This is a genomic window from Haloactinospora alba, assembly GCF_006717075.1.
Classification (GTDB): domain Bacteria; phylum Actinomycetota; class Actinomycetes; order Streptosporangiales; family Streptosporangiaceae; genus Haloactinospora; species Haloactinospora alba.
In genome coordinates, this window is the sequence record NZ_VFQC01000001.1 from 642,078 (window position 1) to 666,411 (window position 24,334).

18 protein-coding genes are annotated in these 24,334 nt (G+C 65.1%); 8 read left to right on the top strand and 10 right to left on the bottom strand.

Going from position 1 to position 24,334, the window contains the following annotated elements; translation table 11 throughout:
- Positions 1–9 precede the first annotated feature (9 nt).
- A complete protein-coding gene (locus FHX37_RS03160) occupies positions 10–1,221 on the bottom strand; it encodes an MFS transporter (RefSeq protein ID WP_141924977.1) in 1,212 nt (403 codons plus the stop codon).
- 663 nt (positions 1,222–1,884) lie between these two features.
- On the opposite strand from FHX37_RS03160, the gene FHX37_RS03165 reads away from it, so the two are divergent.
- The 5 genes from FHX37_RS03165 to FHX37_RS22720 all read left to right on the top strand — a co-directional run bounded on the left by FHX37_RS03165 (position 1,885) and on the right by FHX37_RS22720 (position 9,048).
- The gene (locus FHX37_RS03165; RefSeq protein WP_141921969.1) at positions 1,885–2,256 is read left to right on the top strand and encodes a hypothetical protein; all 372 of its coding nucleotides are present in this window, start codon (positions 1,885–1,887) and stop codon (positions 2,254–2,256) included.
- Positions 2,257–2,471: 215 nt separating this feature from the next.
- Positions 2,472–5,048 carry a TPR repeat region-containing protein gene (locus tag FHX37_RS03170; protein WP_141921970.1) on the top strand — a complete coding sequence of 859 codons (2,577 nt, stop codon included), beginning with the start codon at positions 2,472–2,474 and terminating at the stop codon, positions 5,046–5,048.
- On the top strand, positions 5,005–6,285 hold the full coding sequence (locus FHX37_RS03175) for a hypothetical protein (RefSeq protein WP_141921972.1): 1,281 nt from the start codon (positions 5,005–5,007) through the stop codon (positions 6,283–6,285). The genes FHX37_RS03170 and FHX37_RS03175 overlap by 44 nt, the downstream gene beginning before the upstream one ends.
- Positions 6,286–7,056: 771 nt before the next feature.
- Complete coding sequence (locus FHX37_RS03180; protein ID WP_141921973.1) at positions 7,057–8,286, top strand: outer membrane protein assembly factor BamB family protein; 1,230 nt, start codon at positions 7,057–7,059, stop codon at positions 8,284–8,286.
- A 558-nt stretch (positions 8,287–8,844) separates the two neighbouring features.
- Positions 8,845–9,048, top strand: a complete 204-nt coding sequence (locus FHX37_RS22720) for a hypothetical protein (RefSeq protein ID WP_170181494.1) — start codon at positions 8,845–8,847, stop codon at positions 9,046–9,048.
- A gap of 51 nt (positions 9,049–9,099) precedes the next feature.
- On the opposite strand, the gene FHX37_RS03185 is transcribed toward FHX37_RS22720, so the two are convergent.
- The 5 genes from FHX37_RS03185 to eccD all read right to left on the bottom strand — a co-directional run bounded on the left by FHX37_RS03185 (position 9,100) and on the right by eccD (position 13,710).
- Positions 9,100–11,016 carry a serine/threonine protein kinase gene (locus FHX37_RS03185; RefSeq protein ID WP_170181495.1) on the bottom strand — a complete coding sequence of 639 codons (1,917 nt, stop codon included), beginning with the start codon at positions 11,014–11,016 and terminating at the stop codon, positions 9,100–9,102.
- Between the two features lie 105 nt (positions 11,017–11,121).
- Positions 11,122–11,415, bottom strand: coding sequence for a hypothetical protein (locus FHX37_RS03190; protein ID WP_141924978.1), 294 nt, complete (start codon positions 11,413–11,415; stop codon positions 11,122–11,124).
- Between the two features lie 69 nt (positions 11,416–11,484).
- A complete protein-coding gene (locus tag FHX37_RS03195) occupies positions 11,485–11,787 on the bottom strand; it encodes a WXG100 family type VII secretion target (protein WP_246062045.1) in 303 nt (100 codons plus the stop codon).
- A gap of 51 nt (positions 11,788–11,838) precedes the next feature.
- Positions 11,839–12,177, bottom strand: coding sequence for a hypothetical protein (locus FHX37_RS03200; protein ID WP_141921975.1), 339 nt, complete (start codon positions 12,175–12,177; stop codon positions 11,839–11,841).
- A 195-nt stretch (positions 12,178–12,372) separates the two neighbouring features.
- On the bottom strand, positions 12,373–13,710 hold the full coding sequence (eccD, locus tag FHX37_RS03205; protein ID WP_141921977.1) for a type VII secretion integral membrane protein EccD: 1,338 nt from the start codon (positions 13,708–13,710) through the stop codon (positions 12,373–12,375).
- 285 nt (positions 13,711–13,995) lie between these two features.
- On the opposite strand from eccD, the gene eccCa reads away from it, so the two are divergent.
- The gene (eccCa, locus tag FHX37_RS03215; RefSeq protein WP_246062349.1) at positions 13,996–17,898 is read left to right on the top strand and encodes a type VII secretion protein EccCa; all 3,903 of its coding nucleotides are present in this window, start codon (positions 13,996–13,998) and stop codon (positions 17,896–17,898) included.
- A gap of 62 nt (positions 17,899–17,960) precedes the next feature.
- Positions 17,961–19,052 (top strand): hypothetical protein, encoded by a 1,092-nt coding sequence (locus tag FHX37_RS03220; protein ID WP_141921978.1) that lies wholly within the window; start codon positions 17,961–17,963, stop codon positions 19,050–19,052.
- Between the two features lie 93 nt (positions 19,053–19,145).
- Here the strand turns inward: FHX37_RS03220 and FHX37_RS03225 are convergent, their stop codons facing one another.
- Both FHX37_RS03225 and FHX37_RS03230 read right to left on the bottom strand, forming a co-directional pair.
- Positions 19,146–19,421 carry a hypothetical protein gene (locus FHX37_RS03225; protein ID WP_141921980.1) on the bottom strand — a complete coding sequence of 92 codons (276 nt, stop codon included), beginning with the start codon at positions 19,419–19,421 and terminating at the stop codon, positions 19,146–19,148.
- A 97-nt stretch (positions 19,422–19,518) separates the two neighbouring features.
- Complete coding sequence (locus FHX37_RS03230; RefSeq protein WP_141921981.1) at positions 19,519–20,601, bottom strand: suppressor of fused domain protein; 1,083 nt, start codon at positions 20,599–20,601, stop codon at positions 19,519–19,521.
- Positions 20,602–20,793: 192 nt separating this feature from the next.
- Between FHX37_RS03230 and rlmN the strand changes: the two genes are divergently transcribed.
- Positions 20,794–21,894 carry a 23S rRNA (adenine(2503)-C(2))-methyltransferase RlmN gene (rlmN, locus tag FHX37_RS03235; protein ID WP_141921983.1) on the top strand — a complete coding sequence of 367 codons (1,101 nt, stop codon included), beginning with the start codon at positions 20,794–20,796 and terminating at the stop codon, positions 21,892–21,894.
- A gap of 115 nt (positions 21,895–22,009) precedes the next feature.
- On the opposite strand, the gene FHX37_RS03240 is transcribed toward rlmN, so the two are convergent.
- Both FHX37_RS03240 and FHX37_RS03245 read right to left on the bottom strand, forming a co-directional pair.
- Positions 22,010–22,507, bottom strand: coding sequence for an Lrp/AsnC family transcriptional regulator (locus tag FHX37_RS03240; protein ID WP_141921984.1), 498 nt, complete (start codon positions 22,505–22,507; stop codon positions 22,010–22,012).
- Between the two features lie 111 nt (positions 22,508–22,618).
- Positions 22,619–24,229 (bottom strand): PucR family transcriptional regulator, encoded by a 1,611-nt coding sequence (locus FHX37_RS03245; protein WP_141921985.1) that lies wholly within the window; start codon positions 24,227–24,229, stop codon positions 22,619–22,621.
- Between the last annotated feature and the right edge of the window lie 105 nt (positions 24,230–24,334).

Here is a 24,334-nt window from a genome sequence, read left to right on the forward strand (position 1 = left end):
CCCCGCGGGTCAGGAACCGGGCTCCGCGCGTGCGAGGCCGCGCACACTGCGGCTGGCGGCGGTGACCGCCGTGGCGACCAGCAGCAGTGCGGCCATGCCCGTGAGCGTGGTTCCGGTTCCCACCCGCTCGGCGATCGGGCCGACGGCGATCTCACCCGCCGGCAGGGCGAGGAACGACCCCAGGGCGTCGTAGGAGTAGACGCGGGCCAACCGCCGCTGCGGAATGTTCTGCTGGAGCGACACCTCCCAGGCCACCGAGAACTGCTCCGCCGCGGCCCCGGCGAGGAACATGGCGGGAAACAGCACCAGCGGGACCGGGGAGCCGGCGAGGGCGAGCATCGGCAGTGCCATGAGGGAGATGAGCGCCACCCCGTAGGCCAGGGCGCGGCGCGGCTGCCACCGCGCGGCCAGCACGCCGCCGGCGACCAGGCCGACACTGTTGGTGGCCATGAGCACTCCCCACAGGGTGCGGCCGAAGGTGTCGTCGGCGAGGGCGGGGCCGAGAACCGCCGTCGTGGCGGACCAGGTCGCGTTCACCACCGTGAACTGCCCGACGACCAGCCACACCCAGGTGCGGGAGGAGAACTCCCGCCACCCCTCGACGAGGTCGCGCAGCGGACGGGTGCGAGGCTGACCGGGTTCCCCGCCCGTGGGAATCCTGAGGAAGGCGAAGCACACGCCGGAGATCGCGAACATCGCCCCGTTGATGCCGATGGCCCACCCGGGGCCGACCCAGCCCACGATGAGGCCGCCGGCGGACATGCCGCCGAACATGCCGAGGTGGACGCCGATCCGCAGCAGCGCGTTGGCGCGTTGCAGCAGACCGGCCGGAACCGTCTGGGGAGTGAGCGCCGCGGCCGCCGGCAGGTTCACCGCCGCGGCCGCTCCGTTGGCCAGGCTCAACGCGACCATGAGCGGCAGTGTGGCGAAACCCAGGAGAACACTGGCGGCGAGGGTGGCCTGGGTGGCGGCGGCGAGCGCGCAGCTTCCCTGGAGGACGAGGGGACGCGGCAACCGGTCGGCTACCACACCGCCGAACAGCAGCAGCGTGACGTTCGCCAGGGAACGCGCGCCCACGACCAGGCCGAGGTCGACCACGGAACCCGTAACGTCGAGTACCGCGAAACCGAGCGCGACCGTCGCCACGGAGTTCCCGCCGTAGGTCAGGGTGCGCCCGAGCGCGAGCGCTCGGAAGTTCCGGTGGCGCAACGGCGCCGCCATGCCGGAGCGCGGTGTCACGACCCGAATCCGGGGACGGCGGGAACGGAGAGGTTGGACATGCCCGTCACCCTGGCCGGGCCACCGCCGATGGGCAATGGATTTTTCCGGTACCGAGACCAGAGCAGGGACGCGTGCCGTCACGGGCGAAACGCGGCGCTGGTGGCGGGGGACACGGCCCTGTCGGGCAGAAGCCGCCGGTTGTTCCCTACGCGCCACAATGGCAGTCACAGCCCTTGTGTGGGTGAGGAACGAGAGCCGGTAGCGCGCTGTCTCGCTATCCGCGCCAGCGTTTCCTGTGCAGCCGCAGCGAGCAGCGCCCGTCCCGGTTGGGGAGAAGCAGCGGCACGTGCGGCCCGAGTCCCTGGGCGCAGTGGCCGCACGTGTCATGTGTGACGGACGGGCCGCACAGTCATGAAGCTTCTCCCCAACCGGGGCAGTCCCGTTGCGCGTCCCGGGATTCTCACTGTGGCCGGAACCGGCCACGGACTTCCTGCGACCTCATGGTGGGCAGCCGGTGGGGGCCGGGAAACCCCTCCACACGCGGCCACACGTGGAAACCACCTCGGGCGTAGCGGGTCCGAATCGCCCCTGACCGCCAGGGATGCGTGTGTTCACGGAGTTCGGCACAGTGGCCACGTTCCAACATCGAGTGAGGGGAGCGTGATGACGGACGAGGCGGGAGGGAATCCGGACGAGATCCGCGGAGAGGCGGCGAACGCGGCCGAACTGGCCAATGCGATGACCGGGCTACGGGAAACGTTCACCGACATCATGGACGGCGTCCGCAAGGCCGCCGTGGAGGAGGAGTGCGCTGAGGGGTACAGCAAGTTCAAAGAGAAGTACCTGGATGACATCACCGATGTTGAGAACCATGGCATGGAACTGGCACGCAATCTGGATGCCGGCGGGGCAGAAATCGGTGCTACCGACGACGACACCAGTGATTCCTATGAAAGCCCCTGGCCAGGACTGAGTCGACCTGTCAACGGTCCTTCCGGAACTCCCACTCCGGCCAACGGCCGCACGGTCTACTGACCTCTCCGGAAGTCAGCTTCTATGATTTCTGCGCATCGATCCCTACATAGATTCGGGTCACTCGGCCCGGGTAGGGTTTGAACCTGTTGCTGGGTAGGAGCCACTGATTCCTGAATCATTGCGCCGGGCTGGACATCCCGCCATCAGGCGCAGGAGCCACCACTGCTGACTTCAGGTGCGACAAATTGCATAACCTATTCCATAAGAAAGGGAAAATGCCGAAAGAAACAGAGCGTCTCGCGAACGCTAATTCCAAGGCGCTTTCGGAGTTCGATCTATCATTCTCACCGAAGGACACGGACGCTGATCCCGACGTGCTGCGCGACTGGGCCGAGGACATGAGTAACCTCTCCATGCGCATCCTCGGGCGCTCGGGTGACCTCGGTGGCGATTTCGACAAGACAGCAATCAATTATACGGAGGCGATCCAGTGGAAGGTCAAGGATCAGAGCAGTTACAATCGCTCCCTTTGGGAGGATTCGGCGTATGCGGTCAATTACTGCAAAGGCGAGACAAAATCATTCGCAGAAGAAGTGGAAAACTTCAAAAACGAAAGGGATGATCTAATCGAAGAGTGGATTGAGAGTGTCAAGGCCGCGATAAACAAAAAAGAAGCGGAGGAGAAAGATGGTGATGACCCCGATTATCGAGGAGGGATTGTTACAGGAATTCCTCGCGAGTCTGTCGCGCAATCCCAACTGGAGAAGGATCTGAAAAATCTCCGAGAAAAAGACAAGAAAAATTGGGAAAATTTTATAGACGCAGCCGAGGAACATGGTTCGCGTCTTTCTGAAGGCCCCTCTCCGGAGAACGTCAAGCGTCTCGTCGATGAAGGGCATGTCGCATGGTCAGCGTACAATATTAAAGGAAAAGAAGCTCCTATACCTGTCTCGCCAGACAAGGCTCCCGAGCATGCGAAAGCCCTGGACCCCTATCTCGGAAAGGATGGAAAAGAACCTGACGCGCAGTACTATGCTGCCATCGCCACGCTGCAGGCGATAACTAATAAAGAAAATAAGATTTTAGAACATTCCAAGAATCATAAAAAATCTATTAAATATTTAGAAAAATTCTACTCTCAGCTCGAGGGGCAATCTCCTTCTTTAAAGCTCCCTCATTATCTCGCTGAAGACAAAAACCAAGTTCCTTCTTTGCAAACGTATGCAGATGGAATATTAATTTTGTCCAACGAAGATTATGGAGGAGGAATAGAAAAACTTCCACAAAGTATTCAAAATGTTTCCATGGGACCAATGGCAGTACAAGAAAGAGATGATACATCCAGCTACTTTGAAGGAGAGTGGAAAAATGACATTCCTAGCTTCGGAAATCTTATGAGTGAGTCTACTGAAGCAATTGAGGGTGGAACAGTATTTTCTACCTACACGACCCAAGCAATGGGGAGAGGTCTCGATAATGGAATTATCCCAGGAGGGGAAACAAAAGAAAATGACATAAGAAATATTCTCGATATGTCCCTTCGGAATGAAAATTCGAATAAAAATGTCCTTGAGAGTGGATCATTAGAATCCAATCCTCTATATGACCGTGAGAAAATTCTGTCTGGACTATTCACTCACGAATGGAATGACGACGGAAAAACTGTAGCCGGACTCACCGATTGGATTTCTCGAGATGCTGGTGGGAATGAAGAGGAACAAGAACGTGCAGGACGGGCAGCTTACAATCTTATTGACGCGCTTACTGATGAAAATACTGACCTACCCGAAGAATTAAGGAACACAGGAGTGACAATTGAGGTAGAATCTGAGAAATATGATGATAAGAAAGAAGTATCTGATGCGGCCTTCACTCAGGTGAATGGTGAACTTGGAGGAAGTCTCGCCAAAATATTCTTCTCCCGACTCGAAGATTTTACATTGAATGATGTGGTGGACGAGAAAAAAGGATTCGCAACCGTTAGGGATGTGAATGCAGAAAACCATCCTGATTTCAAAATTGGTGACAAGGCAGTACATGCAGGTACAGAACAAAAAATAGGATTTGTTGAGTTGATTGCTCATAATAAAGATCTCGCCCCCAATATAATGACGAGTGTAGATATGAAAGAACGGGATCTTCTAGATAGTTATCTAAAGGGAGAAGGAGGAGAAGAATATACACCTCAGTCAGCTGCACGTCTCAGGGCGGTAGCAGATGAGGCTTTAATTAATTCTTTCGAAAAAAAGCTAGATAACGAAAATGAAGCGCGAGCTAAAGTTAAAGAACTATCTCTCAATTCTTATAATTCCATTACCGCTGGAGGGGGAGCTGCAGTAGGAATAGCTAATCCGCCGGCTGGTGCTGCTATAGCTGGAATTTCACAGCTACTCAGAGACCCCTTTACTGATTTCACAGAGTATGCAATAAAGGAAGGAGAAAGTGGTGACTACAATAATGCAAAAGAAAAGATAGGAGATAAGTATATAACAGAGGAAGACATAGAAAAATTTACCATGGAGGATAGGACGCAAATGCAAGAACATGTATATATACAGTCCCTTCAATCTTTCCAAGAGCGAGACATATTAACCAAAGAAGATTTGGAAAAAAATAATATCTTAGACAAGGAAGGAAATCTAGAAATATCCCCAGCAGGAACAACTGCAACTTTTGGAGCTATACGATCAGATATAATGGAAAATATTGGAAAAGAAAGTGCGGAAGATCTAGGAAATAGAATAAAAAAGGAAGATGAAAATATGAAATCTGTTATAGATGAATATATATCCCAATACGAAAAACGTTATGATGGAACAGCGCTTAAGAAAAGTGAAGAAAATGAAGACTAAAATAACAATTAAGAAAAAAATGAAGAGGATTATGTTTTACATTTTTTTGGTTCTAGCACTTGTTCTAATTGTGCTAGAGGCATCTCATCATATAAGGATAGGTGATTTAGAGATAGCAAATGAAAGCTTTTACTCCTGGCCAGGAAATAAAAAACAAGCAGAAGAGATAATTCATAAAGCAAAGAAAAAGGGATATGAAATAGAACGGATGGAAGCAGTTTACAGTGGATTTTTGATTGTCACTGACAATGGTGTCGCTCTTTTTAACGCCAAGAACAAAATGGAGCAATGGTCGTACACATTTCCGGAATCCCCTGTGGCGGTAGAGACCACTCCTCTCGACAGAGAGTCGAACGGGGAACAATACATCGTCATCTCTTTTGATACGGAGGGTCTTCTTGGGACAAGGTCGCGGACAGTTGCTCTGGATGCGGAGCACGGAGAGGTTTACAGCGACAACTCCTCGTACGGTTCTGACGAGTCTCCCGAGAAGAGAATAAAACTCACCACCTCTACAAGCATAATTTCCACACCCTCGGACAACCACATAGAGTCGTACTCGTTGGAGAGCAGCGAAAAGACATGGGAGTTTCACACACCTGATGGATGTGACGGAAAATTCACGAAAAAAGAACATCCTGAACGGAAGGTGGCAACGACAGAGGAATCTGTGATCGTAGAATACGCCTGTAAGGATACAGATACAACTAGTATCGTGTCACTGGACTCCGAAGACGGGAGCAAAAAATGGGAGGATTCATGGAAAGGAAATGATCTTCCTTCCCTATGGACAATGGAGGGGTTTTCTATACCGAGCATCGATCCTTGGAACGCGGAAACGGCTATCGCCCGCAACGAGCTGGGAGAGAGATACACGGCGATAACAAAAACAGGGAGTGATTTTTCAATAGGGCCATGGAAGAAAACCCCTTCCTTGGATGATTATATAAAAAAACCGTTAGAAAACCCTGAAACGACTCCGGAAAATGTTGTTATTGGATTCGGAGGAAAGATGACCGACGCAACGACCGCAGCTATAGCGCACGAGCTACTGAGAAAGGATATCATTGATATAGATGACCTCGCAAAGAATGACCTGACAATAAAACGAGAAGGAGAAGACTGGTTTCCCGAAACCAACGCCGGATTAAACGCGACAGGCAAAGGGCCTTGGACGGGAGCTCACACCGGGATCATCAACAATGAGATTATTGATGATAAAATAAGGAAAAAATGAGATTCGCGTGTTTTCGGAGAATCTCTTGGTTGTTTCTATCATGGTGGTATTGTGCATCCCAGTGGGTATAGAGGAAGTCTCGTGTTATCAGTCCGTGGAGCACGAAATACGGGAGAACTACGACGGGAATCTCCCACTACGTGCGGAAAACCTCGCCGAAGTACGCGACATGCTGGACCAACAGTGATATGACAGCGCCATCAACATCATCCCGCCACGAGCGGAACTATGGCGACCACGGACACCAAGGGCATCTCCCTCCACCCCCACTGTCTCTACACTATCTTGGGAGAGTATGTCGCCGTCTCCGCCATCCCTATCGGCCGGTTTCCCGTTGACAGCGAAGACGAGCAGCGCGTCGTAATCGCCAATACCACTAACAACTTCCTCGGAATACGCCTATACACCGTCATCCTCAATCCCAACAACGGAAATATAGAAAGTACTGCTACGACTGAGAAGATCACCTCATCTAAGAACTACAGCGCAACACTGCGTGTTCGCCACTTACACCTGTCCGGAGGACAACAAGAACCACCTCACTTCCCGCGATGCCACCACCGGAACCGAAGAATGGAATTGAGACTCTGGTTTCCGTTCCGGCGAAGCCTTTGCCAAACTCGACACTCGCACCCTCCGATCCCGCCACCCGAATAATCCAGGAAAAGCAAAAAGACGAGAACAAATCAGTCGGTAAGGAGATGACACTGGATGATTTCGAGATTTTTTGTGTTTTTCGAGGGAAGAGTTGCCGGATAGGTGTGTTCTCTGATGCGTAGGTGGATTCTCGCCGGTGGGGCGATCGTGCTGTGTATCGTGGTCGGTGTGGTGCTGCTCGCCGTGGAGGCGCATCTGCGCCAAGTCCCCCGCGAGCACGAGATCGCCGCCGAGCCGGATGATCCGCTGACGGTCGCCAGCTCCGCCCAACTGGACCGCGCCCGCACGAGCCTGGAAGAGGCCGGCAAGGGCCCGGTGGAGGAGATGCTGCCCAGCGTGGGCGGAGCCATCGCGGTCCTGCCGGACGGGGTCGTGGCCCTGGACCCCGAGACCGGGAAACAACGCTGGTCCTATCGCCTGGCCGGCACCGGCATCGCCGCCGGGCTCACCCCGCTGGACACCACCACCCGACACGACCCCCGACAGCGGGTGGTCCTCACCCACGACACCCCGAGCCTGCTGGGCAGCCGCGGCCACACGGTGAGCCTGGACGTCCTCACCGGCGAGGAGACCCACTCCGCCTGGCACACCCCCCAGGACGCCCCCACCACACGGGTGCGCCTGCTGACCCAAGACACCTGGGTCATGCACCGCAACAACCGCACCGTGGAGGCCTTCTCCCTGCAGACCGGCGACTCGGCCTGGCAGTACCAGCCGCCCGCCGGGTGCGAGATCGCCATGCCCACCGGCAAGGACCCCGCCAGCGGGGTGGGCACCCTGCAAAGCCAGGTCGTCGTCGCCTGGCAGTGCCCCCAGGACGAGCGCGCGATGGCCGTGTCCCTGGACGCCGCCACCGGCGAGAAACAATGGGTAGAAGATCAGGTCGCGGGCAACAGGGAGGGCCGCCCCGTGGTGCGCACCATGGACGCCACCGCGCTGGTCGACACCGGCCGCCCGCACGCCGCCCGCGCCATCGCCGACGGCACGGTAGGCCCCTATTACGTGCTACTGGACGAGGAAGGCGCGTTCACCCGGGACCTGTGGCGGGGAGACACCTCCGGGCTGCGTGCCTACGTGCAGGCCCCGGCCTCGGCCCCGCCCAGCTCCTCGGACCGGCCCGACGTCGTCGTGGGCCACTCCGACGAGGTGCGCTACTCCCTGCGCCTGCACATCATCGCCGAACTGCTGGACCAGGGCGTGCTCGCCCCCGAGGACGTTCCCGACTACCTGTGGCAGCAGGACACCGGAGGCGAGGCCCGGCTCGTGGAGAACCGCACCGGAGCCCGCGTCACCCTCGCAGCCATCAAACACGCCCTCACCAGCAACGAGGAACCCAACAGCTAACCCCCGCACCGGGTGTGCCAACCCAACACCACCCTTCCGAGATGAGGGAAGGCGCCCGAGCCGCGAACACCGCACCCACTACACGCCGCCGATGCGCTGAACAGGATCAACATAGTAGACAACGAGCACGCGCGGATATCCGGAACCCGTTGAGTACCGAAAGTTTCGCGTGGAGTCCGAAAGAAACCAACCTTTATTGATAGTCAGGATATCCTAGGGATGGCCGAGTTGTAGCACGAGATATTCAGACTAGAGGAAAGAAAATAGTGAAAAGGCGTGCATGGCATAGATTAAAGTTTTGTGAAAATAGAAATTTGATATATGAATGTGTCTTCATGTTGGATTCGTTCTGCGTGGGCGGTGGCTGGCGCATTGCTCTCGCTATCTGGAGCAATTCTCGTCTGTTGGCTCCTGGCTTCCTCGCCTCCAGGGTATGTTCCGCATGGTTCGTGGGACAGCGATACGGGAGAGATTACGGGAGAAACGCTCGAGTGTGGAGCTCCGATTTCCGGTCCCGCGGAATACGATTTTAAAAGTTGGGATTCGGGAAACGGCATCATGGGGGGAAACCATAATTCGACGAACAACTTCTGCGACGCTCAGTGCACTGAGCGTGTCTCATGGGCGGTCCTGGCGGCGTTGCCGACCGGCGTGATCGCCGTGGTGACGATACTGCGGTGGCCGAGGGAGTTGAGGGAGCTGTTCACCAACGACGATCCGGTGAACAACGCCCCTCGGTGGCGGGGACCGGGAGTGGAGTGAGGCGTTCCGGTAGTTCTCTTCCGTTCCCCGAGAGGAGCACCACCGGACTGTCTATTCTCCCTCGTCGGCATTCCCGGAGTCCGGAGAAGCGGATGGCTCCTCCGCTCCCTCCTCGTCGCCGCTGTTTCCGTTCTCCTCGCCGTCGCCACTGTCCCCACCGCTGTCGGCGTCCTCGCTTTCCTCTTCCTGTTCCTCGCGTTCCTGCTGTGCTTCGGCCCGGGCCGCGGCGCGGTTCGTGCACACCTCGGAAGCCGGGGTGGCGGTTCCGTCGACAGCGATGACAGTGAAGCAGTACTCCGCCCGGCTGTCGGGAGTGTCGGCCTGGGCGGTCTCCACGCCGGCCCCGGTGGTGGTCATCGTGCGGGGCTCCCCGCCTTCCACCGAACCCAGGATGTAGTAACTGGCCGCACCACCGGACTGGTCGGCCCAGTGCAACTGGACACTGTTGCCGTTGTCCGTGATCCAGACGTTGGAGGCTGCAGGAACTTCGCCAGTGGGTGAGGTATCAGGGGAAGGTTCCTTCTCCCGGGACGCGCTTCCGTTCTTCTCCTGGTCCTTCTGCTGCGAGTCACCGCTTTCCGCGTCGGGATCCTCGGACTTCTGCTTGTCGGGGTCCGACTCGGAAGCCTCGGCGCGCATGTCGCCGACATCCGGGTCGAAGCGCACCGTCGCCAGCACACCAGTGGCGCTGGTGAGTACGGTGACGGACACCACCGCCGCCGCGATGTGCAGGTGACGCCGCCACCGCGGCCGTTCCGGTGGGGCGGCGGGGGAGTGCTGCTCTTGTCCACCGGGTGCTGACTGCGGAAGCCGGGGAAGGGAGTCGTCCGCCGTTCCGGACCACCCGTCCAGCAGTAGCCACCAGTCGGGGATCTCCGCGCCCCCGGACGGAACATTCGAGTGGGCGGCCTGCGACTCGGGTGTGCCCTCCTCCGCGGGTGCCGCGGTTTCCTCCGCCGGGGCTTCCTCCCGGCGGGCCGCCGGTGGCGCCGCTGCCGGGGGCTCCTGTTCCCGCGCCTCATTGGCCTGGGCACGTTGCCGCATGCCCTGGCGTGCCTGCATGCGCGCGGTGGAACGGTCGTATGGCTGGGTCGCCTTCCCGTCCAGTGGCGGCTCGGAGACGGACTCCACGGGAGTGGTCGGCTGCTCGGGTGGTTGCGCCAGCCGTGCCTGTTCCAGGTCCGCGGCGAAGTCCGCGGCCCCGGGGTAGCGGTCGGCGGGATTCTTCGCCAGCGCCCGGGCGAGAACGGCGTTGAACGGGGTGGGGACGTCGGCGCGCGGGACCGGCGGGACGGCGGCGGTGAGGACACGCTGCATGTACTCGCGTGGCGGCACCATCGTGCCGTCCCCGCTGGCGTACGGTGTCCGGCCGGCCAGCAGGGTCCACAGGGTGGAGGCGAGCTGGTACACGTCGGAGGACGCCGATCCCGGCTCGCCGCGCAGCACCTCCGGCGGGGCGTGGAGCATGGCCTCGGAACCCTGCAGGATCTGCGGCGGTGGGCTCCCCGGCGCGTCCACCGTCCCGAAGTCGGTCAGCACCGCGGTGGTGCCGGTACGCAGGATGTTCCCGGGCACGACCTCGTTGTGCAGCAGGTGCTGGTTGTGCAGCGCCGCCAGGGCGGAGGCGACCGCCCGGCCCACCGCCGCGGCCTCCCGCAGGCCCCGTCGTCCTTCCCTGCCCAGGATCTGGGCGTAGGAACCGTCCGGACAGAACGGCATGACGATGTAGGGTTCGCCGCCCGCGGTGCGGCCCGCGTCGAGGAGCGGCACCACACCGGGGGCGCCTCCCAGGTCCCGCAGGGCGGCCAGTTCGGTGAAACCGGCGGCGTCGCCCATTACCTTCAGCGCTACCGCCGCGTCGGTGCTGGTGCGAACCGCTCGGTAGATCTGGGCGTTGCGGCCGCGGTAGGCCACAGTCAGGGAATGAATCCCCGCGATTCCGCCGGCCGCGTTCTCCGGACCGGACATGCCCGTCCCCCCGTTGTGACGTGTCGTTGTGTGTGGCATGCGGCTGACGGCGGGCCGGGCCGTCTGGTTTCCCCCGAGCGGAGGAGGGAACGGCCCGGCCCGCCGTCAGCCGCCCATGCCGCCCCGGCCGGGAAGTTGCGGACCCCCGCCCTGCTGGGGGTTCTCGCGCTGCTCGTTGATCTCCTGCTGCTTCTGGAACGCCTCCGCGACCGTGATGGCGCCGCAGATGACCCCGGTGAGGATGAGGCCGGCGATCACGGAGGGCCAGACTCGTTGGCGGCGTCGCCAGTAGCGGCTGGAACCGTACAGCAGCGCGGCACGCAGCTGCCGGCGGCGCAGCGCGTCGGCCTGCAGGACGTACTGCTCAGCGTTGGGGGTGAACTGGAAAGCTTCCGGCATCGCCGGTGCTTCGGGGGTCTGGCTGGCCGGGGTGGTGCTGTCGGTGGATGGTGGCACGGTGGCTGGTGTCTACTCGAAGAGTCCGTTGAGGTGCCTGCTGAGTTTGGAGTAGTTGTTCGCGGCGCCGTCCGTGGCGTCGATGACTTTGGCGAAGGCGGCGTTCACCGCGTTGAACTGGTTGTCGAACTCATTGGCCTTCGCCTTGAATTCCTCGCTTCCGGAACCCTCCCATTTGTTCACGGTGCTTTCCGACTGTTCCTTGATCTGGTTCATGATGGCCTGGAAACGGCCCAGATGGCCGCGCTGCTCCTCGGAGAGCTCCTGCAGCCCGCCGACGTTCCCGTATACCTCGAATCCCGATCCGTTCCCCACTGTGTTCCCTTCCTCGCCGCTGGCTCGTGTCGGGGGCGGTCCTCTCTCCCGCTAACCGTTGACGGGACGGGCGAGACCGCCGGCTTCCTTCCCCGCACCGCCGAAGTCGTCACTGGACTCGCTGTCCACCCAATTGAACTGTTTCTGTCCTTCGTTGAGCTTGATTCCGTTGTTCGAGCACCAGGTCATGAGCTCGTCGAAACGCGCGGTCAGCTCGTTGCGCGCCTCCCGGAACCGTTGCAGGGCGTTTCCCTGCAGCGAGCTGGCGTCCTTGTCCATGTCCTGGATGAGGCTGTTCAGCTGCGCGTACAGTCCCTCGGTCTCGACACCGAGTCCCTCACCGCCCTTGCTCAGGGCGTCGGACTGGGTGAGGCCGGCGTGTTCGGCCATGATCCTCCCTTTCGCGCGGTGGAATTCCGGTACGTATCCGGTCTGCGGTTCTGCAGGGTGAAACCGGCCGTCAGAACCTCTCGGTGGATAATAGGTCAGACCGGAGAATTAGTAACACTAATAATACTGTGATAACGGGTCAAAGAGGACAGTTTCCAGCCGGGGAGCGAAATGTGGCCGAATTCGGCCACCGGTTCAACTCGCCAGTGACTGCACGAGGTCGAACAGGCCCATCGCCCACGCGGTGGCCGCGCACAGGGCGATGACGACCGCGATCTCCACCCCGTTGAGGACGCGGCGCAGCGACGCGCGCGGAACCTCGGCCAGCCGGACCCAGCTCACCACCGCCAACGCGGCTCCGGTGGCCAGCGCGATGGTGGGGAGCCACGGAGCGATCGGCGGGAACATGTCCAGGGAGGCCACAGCGGTGTAACCGAGACCCAGCACCCCCGCCAGGCGCAGCGGAAGGACGTGGCTCACCCGGTCGAACAGGCGGGAGCGCAGCACCAGCAGCAACGACACGAGAGCCGCCATCAGGGCGTCCTGCGGACGGCCGCCGATCCCCACCAGAAGCGCGACGGCCGCCGCGGCGCTGGCGGTACTACCCACGACGAAGCCGAGCAGAAGCCGGTCGCTGCTGGTGAAGTTCTCCTCGAACCGTCGCGTGCCGACCTGACCCGCGTGGCGCACCTCGTAGTCGAGCCCGGACAGTCCCCCCATGGCGAGTGCCGTACGCGGCAGCGCACCGACACCGAGTGCGAGGAGGAGGGCCAGGGACCGCACCCCCTGCGCGGCGTCGACAACCACCCCGACCCCGCACAGCACGCCACCGGCAGCGGTGGTCACCCCGAGGGCGGCGAGGTAGGGCAACCCCAGCTCGTCGACCCACCACCCGATGGTGGCGATGAGCAGCGCACCGGCGCAGGCGAACGCCGCCGGGATCAGCGGGTCGGGTTCGTTGGTCACCACGAGCACGGTGAGCGCCGCCATGGCCGCCCCCCACGCGCAGGCGGCGGCGAACAGCACGTGGGCGACGGCGGTCATGCTGCGGCGGGAGGCGAGTACCATCAGCGCCAGGCAGAACAGTGAACCGCCAGCCGCCACGGCGAGGTTGCCGGGGTGCGGGTGAAGGTAGCTCATGACCCCCAGCACCGCGAGCGGGCCGAGCCCTCCCGCCAGGAGCCCGAAGGCCAGCGTCGTGGCGGAGCCCCAGATGCGGCTGTTCTCGTCGACACGGTCCTCCACCGCCCCCCGCACGTCGTCGACGTGGGACGGGCGCGTGCGCGGGGGCTCCTTGCTCAGCAGCAGGACGGTACCGTCGGCGACTCCGGCCTTCTCCAGCGAGTCCTCGAGGGGGATGGCCGTCCCCTCCGAGGTCGCGAGTGTCCATCCCGCGGCCTGTGTGCCCTCCGCCTCCGGGGAGCACGCCCGGATGATCTGGGGGAGGAGGGAGGCCACGGGAACCGCGTCCGGGAGTGCCAGGTCAGCCCAACGTTGCGGACCAGTGACGGTTACCTGGCAGTATCCACGCACGGCGGTCGTGTCCTTTACCGGGTCGGTTGCAGGGGGCGCCTCCGCCGAAATCCGCAGGTGGCCGACGTCGGCCACCGAATTGGGAGGTTCCGGGGTGTTGCGGGATCATTACTCTAGCAATCGCCTAACTCTGGGTTCCCCAGGCACACGAAAGAGTTCGTCTTGGCGACAACGCTCGTACACCGCCCACCACGCCGCTCCGTTCCCGACCCCGGGGAAGAGCCGCTGGTCATCGCCCCACCGCCGCAGCTGCCGGACAACCCTCCCGCCAGCAGCTCCTCGGCGATGATCATGATGCCGATCATCAGCGGCTCCGGGTCCCTGCTGATGACGATCACCATGGGGAACAGGCCGCTGATGGCCGCGGGCAGCATGATGGTGATGCTCGCCAGCGTCGCGGTCGGGGTTGTGATGTTCGTCTCCCAACGCAACGGACCGCGTAAACGCATCCGGGAGCAGCGGGAACGGTACCTGGACTACCTCGACCAGGTGCGCGAGACCGTGCGGGACGTCGCAGCGAAGCAGCGGCGCGGGAGCGCGTTCCGCCATCCGGCCCCGCGGCTGTTGACCGAGCTGGCGCGCCTCCCGGCCCGGCGCTGGGAACGGCGCACCGCGGACCCGGACTTCCTGATGCTGCGCGCGGGAACCGGGGTGCGCCCCCTCGCCCGGCCGCTGAGCCTGAAGGTGGACACGTCCTCCCCACTGATCGTCTACGACCCGGTCTGCCAGGGATTCGCGGACCAGATCGTGGAACTCTACGCCAACGTCGCCGAGGAGCCCCTCGTCGTCCCCCTGCGCGACCTGGGAGTGGTGTCGATCGTCGGCGACCGGGCGCGCGGACGTGCCCTCGCCCGGTCGCTCGCCGCCCAGATGGTGACGTTCTGCGCGCCCGAGGACGTGCGGATCGGAGCGGTGCGGAACTCCGCGCTGCTTGCCGAGTGGGACTGGCTCAAATGGCTGCCGCACCACGAGTTCGACGGGATCGACAACGGACCGCTGCCGGGACGACTGGTCGCCGGCAGCACCGTGGAGATGGCGGAGCTGCTCGAAGCGGAGATCGAACAGCGCACGGTCGAGTTCCAACGCCGTCGCGGGGGCGGCCCGGGGCCGGGCACGCAGCGGCTCGTACTCGTGGTCGACGGCGAGTACCAGTCCACCCTGTCCGGTCTGACCGCGGAGTCCCCGGTGAGCTCGCTCGCCGAGCTGGGGATCCACGTGGTCGCGCTGGTCGGCCAGCGCTGCGAGGAGCCGGAGTCGGTGGACATGCGGCTCCTGGTGGGCGAGGACGGGACACTGCGCGAGGAAACCGAGGAGGGGGAGGAGCCGACGGACGAGTCCGGGCAGCGGCGTGCCCCACTGCAGGGCCAGGCCGACCAGGTCAGTGTCGCCCACCTGACGACGCTGGCACGGTCCCTGGCACCGCTGCGGCTGTCCGAGGCGGAGGGGTCGGAGGCCCTGCACGCCCAGGTGGAGCTGCCGGAGATCCTCGGGGTGTCCGACGTCGCCCAGCTCGACCCGGCCCGGACCTGGCGGCGCCGCAGCACCGGTGACTTCCTGCGGGTCCCGATCGGTGTGGGGCCGGACGGTGGTCCCGTACTGCTCGACCTGAAGGAGTCGGCGTTCGGCGGTATGGGGCCGCACGGACTCGTGGTGGGCGCCACCGGCTCCGGAAAGTCGGAAATGCTGCGCACGCTGGTCGCGTCGCTCGCGATCGGGCACCCACCGGAGCAGCTCGCCCTGCTGCTCGTGGACTTCAAGGGCGGGGCGACGTTCGCCGACACCGAACCGCTGCCGCACAACGCCGGCCTCATCACGAACCTCGCCGACGACGACACCCTCGTCGCCCGCTTCCGCGAGGCCATGTACGGCGAACTCGTACGCCGCCAGCGCGTCCTCAAGGAGAGCGGGAACCTCCCCAACCTGCACGCCTACGAGGAACTGCGCGCCTCCGGCCGCGAGGACCTGGAACCGCTGCCGCACCTGCTCGTGATCATCGACGAGTTCTCCGAGCTCCTCACCGCGCACCCGGACTTCGCGGAGCTGTTCGTCGCCATCGGCCGGATCGGCCGCTCCATCGGGGTCCACCTGCTGCTGGCCACCCAGCGCCTGGAGTCCGGAAAGATCAAGGGCCTGGAGTCGCACCTGTCCTACCGCATCGGACTGCGGACCTTCTCCGAAGCGGAGAGCCGCGAGGTCATAGGGGTGGGCGACGCCTACCACCTCCCACCCGAGCCCGGGTCGGGCTACCTCAAGGTCGACACCTCCGTCTTCGAACGGTTCAAGGCCGCCATGGTCTCGGCTCCCTACACCCCGCCGGCCGAGGAGAGCACCGGGGACGCCCCCATCGTTCCGCTGACCTCCGGGAACGGGCTGCGGGGGCACGTCGTGGACGCACCGGACGGCGACGACACCCCGGCGCAGTCCGGAGCGGCGGCACCGGAGGGGCACGGAAGCAGCAGCCTGCAGGTGGCGGTGGAGCGGCTGGCCGCCTCCGGAGCGTCCCCGGTACGCCCCGTCTGGCTTCCGCCGCTTCCCCCCGCCCTACCGTTGGACGCGGTGCTCGGCCGTGCCGGGGACCACGCAACGCACGCACCGGACGGCGACGGCCCCGGTGAGCCCGACCCGGCGGAGATGAGAGCGCTCATCGGCCTGACCGACATTCCGCGGGAACAGCGCCAGGAACCCACCACCCTGGACTTCACGAGCGGGGACAGCAACATCATCGTGCTGGGCGGGCCGCAGACCGGAAAGACCACGCTGCTGCGCACGATGATCGCCAGCCTCGCGTGGCGGTACCCGCCGGGGCGGGTCGCGGTCTACTGCCTGGACTTCGGCGGCGGCGGGCTCGTCGCGTTCGAGGAACTGGCACACGTCGCCGGCGTCGCGGGGCGTTCCGACCCGGAACGGGTGCAGCGCGTCCTGTCGGACGTGCGAACCCAGCTGGACGAACGGGAACAGGTCTTCCAACGCGCCGGTCTGGACGCACCCGCCGCCCTGCGCCACGCCCGCGCGCACGGCACGGTTCCCGACAGCGTCGCCGGGGACGTGTTCCTCCTGATCGACGGATGGTCGTCGGTGCGGGAGAGTTACGAGGACGCTGACGACGCGCTGCTGGACGTCGTCTCCCGCGGTCCGTCACTGGGGGTGCACACCGTCGTCACCGGGGCGGCGAGTTCGCAGATCCGCAACAAGCTCCAGGCGCTGTTCGGCGGACGCGTCGAGTTCCGGCTCTCCGACCCGTTCGACTCCGGTATCGGTCGCAAGGCCGCCGAGGAACTGCCCAAGGAGACCCCGGGACGGGCGCTGCTCGCGGACGAGAACACGGCCCACATCGCGCTTCCCCGGCTGGACGGCGGCACCGACGCCGAGGACCTCTCGGGCGGGGTGCGCAACCTTGTCGCCCGGGTGAACCGGCGGTGGCCGGAAACCCCGGTGCAACAGGTGCGTACCCTGCCGGACACGGTGGAGCTGGACGGTCTGCTCGCCGCGCACAGCGGTCCCGGGCTGGTGCTCGGGATGGCCGAGCGCGATCTCGGCCCCGCGGTGATGCTTCCGAACGAGGATCCCCACCTCATGGTGTTCGGCGACCCGCAGACCGGAAAGAGCGCGTTGCTGCGCGGGGTGCTGCGCCAGCTCTCCGCGCGTCCGGCGGAGGAGGTCGGGATCGTGCTGGTGGACTACCGCCGCGCCCACCTGGGGCTGGTGCCCGAGGAGCACCTGCTCGCCTACTGCACCGCACCGGAACAGACCAAGTCCGTGGCGACCGAACTCGCCGGCTCGGTCAGGGAACGTCTGCCCGGTCCCGACGTCACCCCCCGCCAGCTGCGGGAACGCAGTTGGTGGACAGGGTTGGAGCTCTTCGTCGTGGTGGACGACATGGACCTCGTGGCCGGCCGGTCCAACCCCCTCGCCCCGCTGGTGGAGTACCTGGCCCAGGGGAGCGACCTGGGGCTGCACCTGATCGCGGCCCGCCGCACCGGCGGGACCTCCCGGGCGATGTTCGAACCGGTGCTGCAGAGCCTGAACGACATGGGGACCCCAGCCGTACTGTTCTCCGGGGACCGCAGCGAGGGCCGGATCGCCAACGGCGTGGCCTCGCGTCAGCTGCCCCAGGGCCGCGCGCTGCTTGCACGGCGCGGCCACCCGCCGGAACAGCTGCAAGCCGCCTGGAGCGATCCTCCTGAGTGAGGCTCACCAGGATGGTGCCGAAGCGGACCGGGAGACTCCCGTCAGTAGAGAAAGGTCGGGCTATGGGATCCGGAAGCCGGGCGTTGGGTGTCGCCGCGGTACTGGCCTTCGGGCTGGTGTCCGCGTGTGACACGGGCGGCGCCGGTGGAGCAGACGATGGTCCGGGAGAGGAGGGCGCTGGCCCCTCCGGGCTGGTGCTGCTGCACCGTGGCTACGCGGGCGGGGACCCGCGGGAGGAGCAGCGGCTCGTCTTCCACGACCCGGACACCGGGGAGGAGCGAACCGCCGTCGACCTGCCGGACGGCGCGGTCGACCCCATGGCTCCGCGGCTTCCGGTACACCGCCAGTTCTCGGCGGACTGGTCGTACTTCGCGTACTCCACTCCCGACACACCCGCGGTGCGGGTCGCCGCCCTCACTGAGGACGGTTCCGCCTACGAGACGACCGCCGAGCTCGACCCCCCGCAGGGCGAGGAATGGAGCGCCCCCCGCATCCACGGGGACCGGTTGTGGTTCGCCGCCCAGGCCACCCAGCAGTCCTCCGGACCGGACCTACCGGGTGGGAACCAGGCCGGCCGGACCGCCACCGCGATGTCGGTAGAGCTGGAGGACGCCGACGGGCAGCCCCAGGAGGAAGGGGAACTGCCGCTGAACGACGCGGGCCGACCCGACGGGTGGGGCGTGGGACCGGACGAGCAGCTTTCCACCTCCCGGGACGAGCAGACGGTGAACGGCACCTCGGGAACACTGCGTTACCGCCAACGGGGCGACACCGTGCTGGGCGCCACCCTCAGCAGCGGGCAGGACGAGCTGCGGCGGTTGCGCGTCGCTCCGGTGTGGGGCGAGAACACGGTCATCCTCGCTCCCCGTGCGGAATCCGGTGGTCAGTCTTCCGGTTCCGGTGGCGGGGCGCGCGCCGTGACGGTGGACGGTTCCGCGGACTCGTTCGAGGAAACCACCGTGTTCACCCCGGAAGAGGGGAGGGTGCGCCAGTACGCGCCCTCGCCGGAACGCGACCTGCTGCTGGTCCAGGACGACGCCGCGTGGTACGCGGTCGACGTCGACGACCCGGGAGGCGGCTCGGGCGAGAAGCGTTTCGACGCTCCCCGGGACGCCTCCATGGAGGGCTACCCGCTCGTGGCCGGTTGGGCGTGACCGGCACGCTCTCCCGGAGGCGGCCGAGCGCTGCCAGGGGGCGGCGCGTTCCCCGCTGGCGCCACCGCGCCGGGTGGCGCGTCCACCAGCCACTCAGCGGGTCAGCGGCTCGAACAGGGAGAGCAGGTTCTCCCGTTCCAGGAAGAGTTTCACGGTGGCGCCGCCGATGATGATCAGCAGCACGATGGCCTTGACCCGGCGCAGCTCGAACTCGATCCTGCTGGGCTCGACCTGTTCCGGGTTGCGGTAGCGCCACCGTTGCAACAGCCAGGTCAGCCGCGGGTAGACGGACTGGGCGAGCAGGAACAGGCTTCCGACGGTGAGCAGGACGAGCAGCAGGTTGAGCAGGGCGGCGGGGGAGTCGAACACGGCTGACCTCGGCGGGGGAGGGGATCGGGGAACGCTCAGGAAGGACTGTAGCGGGAAGCAGTGCGGCGGAACAGAGTCCCCGGTCCCACAGCGGCGGTCACGGCAGGACCCAGCTTCGGCCTTCCGCGGCGAGCTTGTCGAGCACCGTGGCGGCGTCGTTCTCCTTGGCGAAGAGGCGCTGCGATCGGGTGAGCGGGACGATCCACAGCCAGGTGACCGGGTCGCCGTGGAACGTGAGCCCGAAGGTGGCCGGCGGCGGGTACTGCTCCCCACCGAGCGGGGTGGGGTCGGCCACGAGGAGGACCGCGCTGTACTCGCCCCGCAGCGCGGCGTCTTCCGGATTGTCCAGCCATTTCACACTGTGCCCGGGACCGAACCAGGTCACGGCGCGCCACGGGAAGGTGCCGATCCAGCGGAAGATCCGGGCGGCCAGGTGCGGTTCGCCGGTGGTGGCCAGCGCGAGCTCGACCCGCGCGTAGGGGGAGGGGTCGGCGAGGTACCGCTCCACGGTGGGCATCCGCTGGCCGCACATTCCCACCGTGCTCAGCACCGTGTAGGGGCGCCGTTCCGTGGGCGGGCGTTCCGAGACGCGTAACAGCGGCGGATAGCCGTCCGAGATGTCCCAGTAGTGGCCCGACGGGCCCACGGTCCGGTTGAGGTGGTTGAACACCGCGCGTTGCACGCTGCGCCACGCGTCGGGGGTCGACCGCCAGTGCCAGTACGACCGCGCGTGGAACACCCGGGAACGCAGCTGTTCGGGGGCGGTGTCCAGCGCCCAGGCGTAGGGGGTGTGGCCGACGGCGTCGCGCGCGTAACCGGGCAGCCCCCGGTCGGCTTCCGCCCAGCCGGGGATGACGGCCAGGAGCTCCCCGTCCTCGAGCAGCGCAACCCCGTCGCCTTCCTCGAACCACACGGCGCGTACCCGCGCGGCCTCCACCGGCGGGCGGCCCTGGGGATGTTTGGTGTGGGCGGCGGGCATGAGGGGGGCCTCTCCCTGGTACAGGCTCGCGGGGTCGCCCGTGGCGGGCGCGGGCTCGTGGTTGGCGAGCCACACCGGGACCCGGATCCTTCCCTGGGCGTTGAGGAGGTAGGCTGCGGTGGCGCCGGGGCCGCGTTCGACGATCACGCGGCGGCTGCGGTAGGGGCTGGACTCGTCGAGGAGGATGCTCGCCGCTGCCACTGTCCCTCCCCGGCTGTTCGGCTGTTCTGCTGTTCCGTACGGTGGTACCCACGCGCCGCATAGGATGAACGGCAGTGGCCTTTTCCCTGCGGAACCTGTCCCGGCCGGGACAAGGCCGACTATGTACCCAAAGTACCGTGTATCGCGGACATCGTCTCCGCGTCCGCGGTCATCCGTCCGTGTTGGAACCACATGCCTGCCGAGCTCACTTTCGCCGCCCCGCGCCGGGCCCAGCCGCCCCGGCACCTCGCCGACCTCAGTCCCGACGACCGCCGCGCGGCGGTGACGGAGCTGGGGGAGAAACCCTTCCGTGCCAAGCAGCTGGCCCAGCACTACTTCGGACACCTGGAGTCCGACACGTCGGCGATGACCGACCTGCCGGAGGGCTCCCGGGAACGGCTCGGCGCGGAGCTGCTCCCGGAGCTGCTCACGCCGGTGCGTCATGTCACGTGTGACGAGGGGATGACCCGCAAGACGCTGTGGCGCGCCTTCGACGGGGTCATGTTCGAGTCGGTGCTGATGCGCTACCCCGACCGCGCCACCCTGTGCGTCTCGTCGCAGGCGGGCTGCGGGATGAACTGCCCGTTCTGCGCCACCGGACAGAACGGTCTCACGCGCAACCTCTCCACCGGGGAGATCGTGGACCAGGTCGTCTCCGTCGCGCGGGACCTGGAGCGGGGGGAGGTCTCCGGCGGTCCGGGGCGGATCAGCAACATCGTCTTCATGGGGATGGGCGAGCCGCTGGCCAACTACCGGCGCGTCCTCGACTCCATCCGGCGCATGACCGACCCTGTCCCCGGCGGTATGGGCATCTCGCAGCGGGGGGTCACCGTCTCGACCGTGGGTCTGGTTCCGGCGATCGAGAAGATGATCGCGGAACGCATGCAGGTGCGGTTGGCGATCTCGCTGCACGCTCCCGACGACGAGCTGCGGGACGAGCTCGTGCCCGTCAACAACCGGTGGAAGGTCGCCGAGGCGCTGGACGCGGCCTGGCGCTACGCTGACACGACCGGCCGCCGCGTCTCCATCGAGTACGCCCTCATCCGCGACATCAACGACCAGGCGTGGCGCGCCGACCTCCTCGGCGAGATGCTCGCCGGCCACCTTGCCCACGTCAACCTGATCCCGCTCAACCCCACGCCGGGGTCGAAGTGGACCGCCTCCCGCCCGGAGGACGAGCGCGAGTTCGTGCGCAGGCTGCAGTCCCACGGCGTCCCGGTGACGATCCGCGACACCCGGGGCCAGGAGATCGACGGCGCGTGCGGCCAGCTCGCCGCCAGCGAGAGGGAGTGAGCCCGAGGGGCGGAGCCGCGCCCGGGGCGGCGGTGGGCCGCCCGGCGGTACGGCCGACCGGTGCCGGCCCGTGCGAGACGCCTTCGGGCGGTCCCGGCCGGCGACCGGCGCGACCTCAGTGGGTCCCCCACGCGTAGGTCTGCTTCCGCAGCTTCAGGTACAGGAAACTCTCGGTCTCGGTGACGCTCTCGACCGACCGGAGGCGGCCCAGGATCTCCAGAAGCTGGTCGTCGTCGGCGGCGACCACCTCAGCCAGCAGGTCGAACGAGCCGGCCGTGATCACCAGGTACTCGACACCGGGCAGGTCGGCGATCTCGTCGGCGACCTTGTCGAGTTCGCCGCTGCACCGGATGCCGATCATGGCCTGCCTGCTGAACCCCAGCATCATCGGGTCGGTGACACCGACCACCTGGACCACGCCCGCCTCCAGCAGCCGTTGGACGCGTTGGCGCACGGCGGCCTCGGACAGCCCCACGGCCTTGCCCATGGCGGCATAGGAGCGGCGCCCGTCCTGCTGCAGCTGCTCGATGATGCGCTTGGCGGTCTCGTCGAGGGCGACGTTGGAGGAGGGGTTCCGCCGTACGGCCGGAGCGCTGTCGTCCTGTTCTGTCACATGGTCCTCCGGGATGGTCACGGGCTGCGCGGGTAACAGCGCGTTCTCGGGTCGCTCGTGTCGTGTCCCACACACGACGGAACCAAAAGTACTTTATGGTAGCCCCCGCGTTCAGTACGCCCGGTGATCGCGGACCGAATCCAGGGACAGCAGGGCCACGTGCAGCGAGAGGCAGGTCTCCACCGAGTCCAGGTCGACGCCGAGCACGTGCGAGATCCGCCGCAACCGTTCGTAGAACGCCGGACGCGAGATGTGGGCGGTGGTGGCGGCCAGCGCCTTGTTCCTGCCGGAGGAGAGGTAGCAGCGCAGCATCTCGGTGAGGTCGCTGCCGTGCCGGTCGTCGTAGGCCAGCAACGGCCCCAGCTCGCGTTCGACATAGGTTTGCAGCCGCTCGTCGTCGGAGAAGAGGTGCAGCAGTCCGCGCAGGTGCACGTCGGGTAGCCGGTAGAAGAGCTGGTCTCCGCTCTGGCGCAGCGCCACGTCGCCGACCTGGCGCGCCTCCAGGAAGGAGCGGCGGACCTCGCGGATGTCGTCGGTGCGCGATCCGGCGGCGAGCACGGCCGAGGTGGTCACCCGTTCCCGCAGCCGTTCGGCGAGGCGCCGCAGGTAGGCGTCCTCGTCGCTGTCGTCGGGAAGGGCGAGCAGGATACCCACGCGCACCTCGTCCAGGGAACCGACCAGGGCGGGAACCCGCAGCTCCCGGCACGCGCGGGCCGCCTCCTCCGCGGTGTCGGCCAGCTCCGCCTGGGCCGCCAACCCCGCTCTGCTGTCCCGCAGCCGCAGCACCAGGCCGACGAGGCCGTGCCCGGAGAGCGAGACCCCCACGGCGCGGGCGCGTACCAGCGCCTCCTCCGGGTCGGAGTAGGCGCGGTCGATGATGCCGGTGATGATCGTCCGGTGCGTCTGGCGCTCCAGGCTCTCCTGGTGGCGTTCCAGCAGCCGCACCAGCGCCAGCGTGGTGGCCGCGCGCTCCACCATCATGGTGTGCCGGGAGGTGGGGGAGGTGCCGCAGATCAGGATGAGACGCCCCCAGTCCTGGCCGCGGGCGCCGACCGTGGTCACCACCCAGCCCGAGGCGGGGTCGTGCACGGTTCTGGCGTCGCTTCGCACCGCACGGGAACGGCTCTCCCAGGCGGCCAGGAGCACGCCGGGGTCCTCGCCGTTCAGGTCGCACGCCAGCACCTGGTGGGCCAGGTTCTCCAGTACGACGGGACGGCCGGAGAGCCGGGCGACCTCCCGGAGCACCTGTTCCGGCGGTGCTCCCTCCATCGACAGGCGGGTGAACACCTCGTGCAGCCGCTCCGACTCCCGGACCTCCTCGAGCTGCTCGTTGACGACCCGGCCGTGCACGGCCTCGGTGATCTCCACGAACCGGGCCTCGCGTTCCAGCGCCACCACCGGGATCCCGGCGTCCCCCGCGGCGTCCAGCAGCGCGTGGGGCAGGCCGGAGTGGTACTTGCGTCCCATCTCCACCGCGATGCCGCTGACCCCGACGCCGGAGAGGTCGTCGACGTAGCGCCGCAGCGCCTCCCGGTCGTCGGGCATCGCGATGCCCGTGGTCAGTACGAGCTCACCGCCCCGCAGCAGGTGGGCCAGGTCGGTGACTTCGGCGACGTGGACCCAGCGCACCGCGACGTCCAGGTGGGAGCTGCCCACCACCACCCGCGGGCGGGCGCGTTGGACGACCGGTAGTTCGAGAACGTCGGCGAGTGTGGGTAGCACACGTGCGAGTCTAGAACAGTGTGTCGGAAAAGTCCGAAAACGATTGACACGCTGCTCTCCCCGGTCAACCCGCCGGGGTCGCCCCTGTCCCTGTCCACCGGCGGG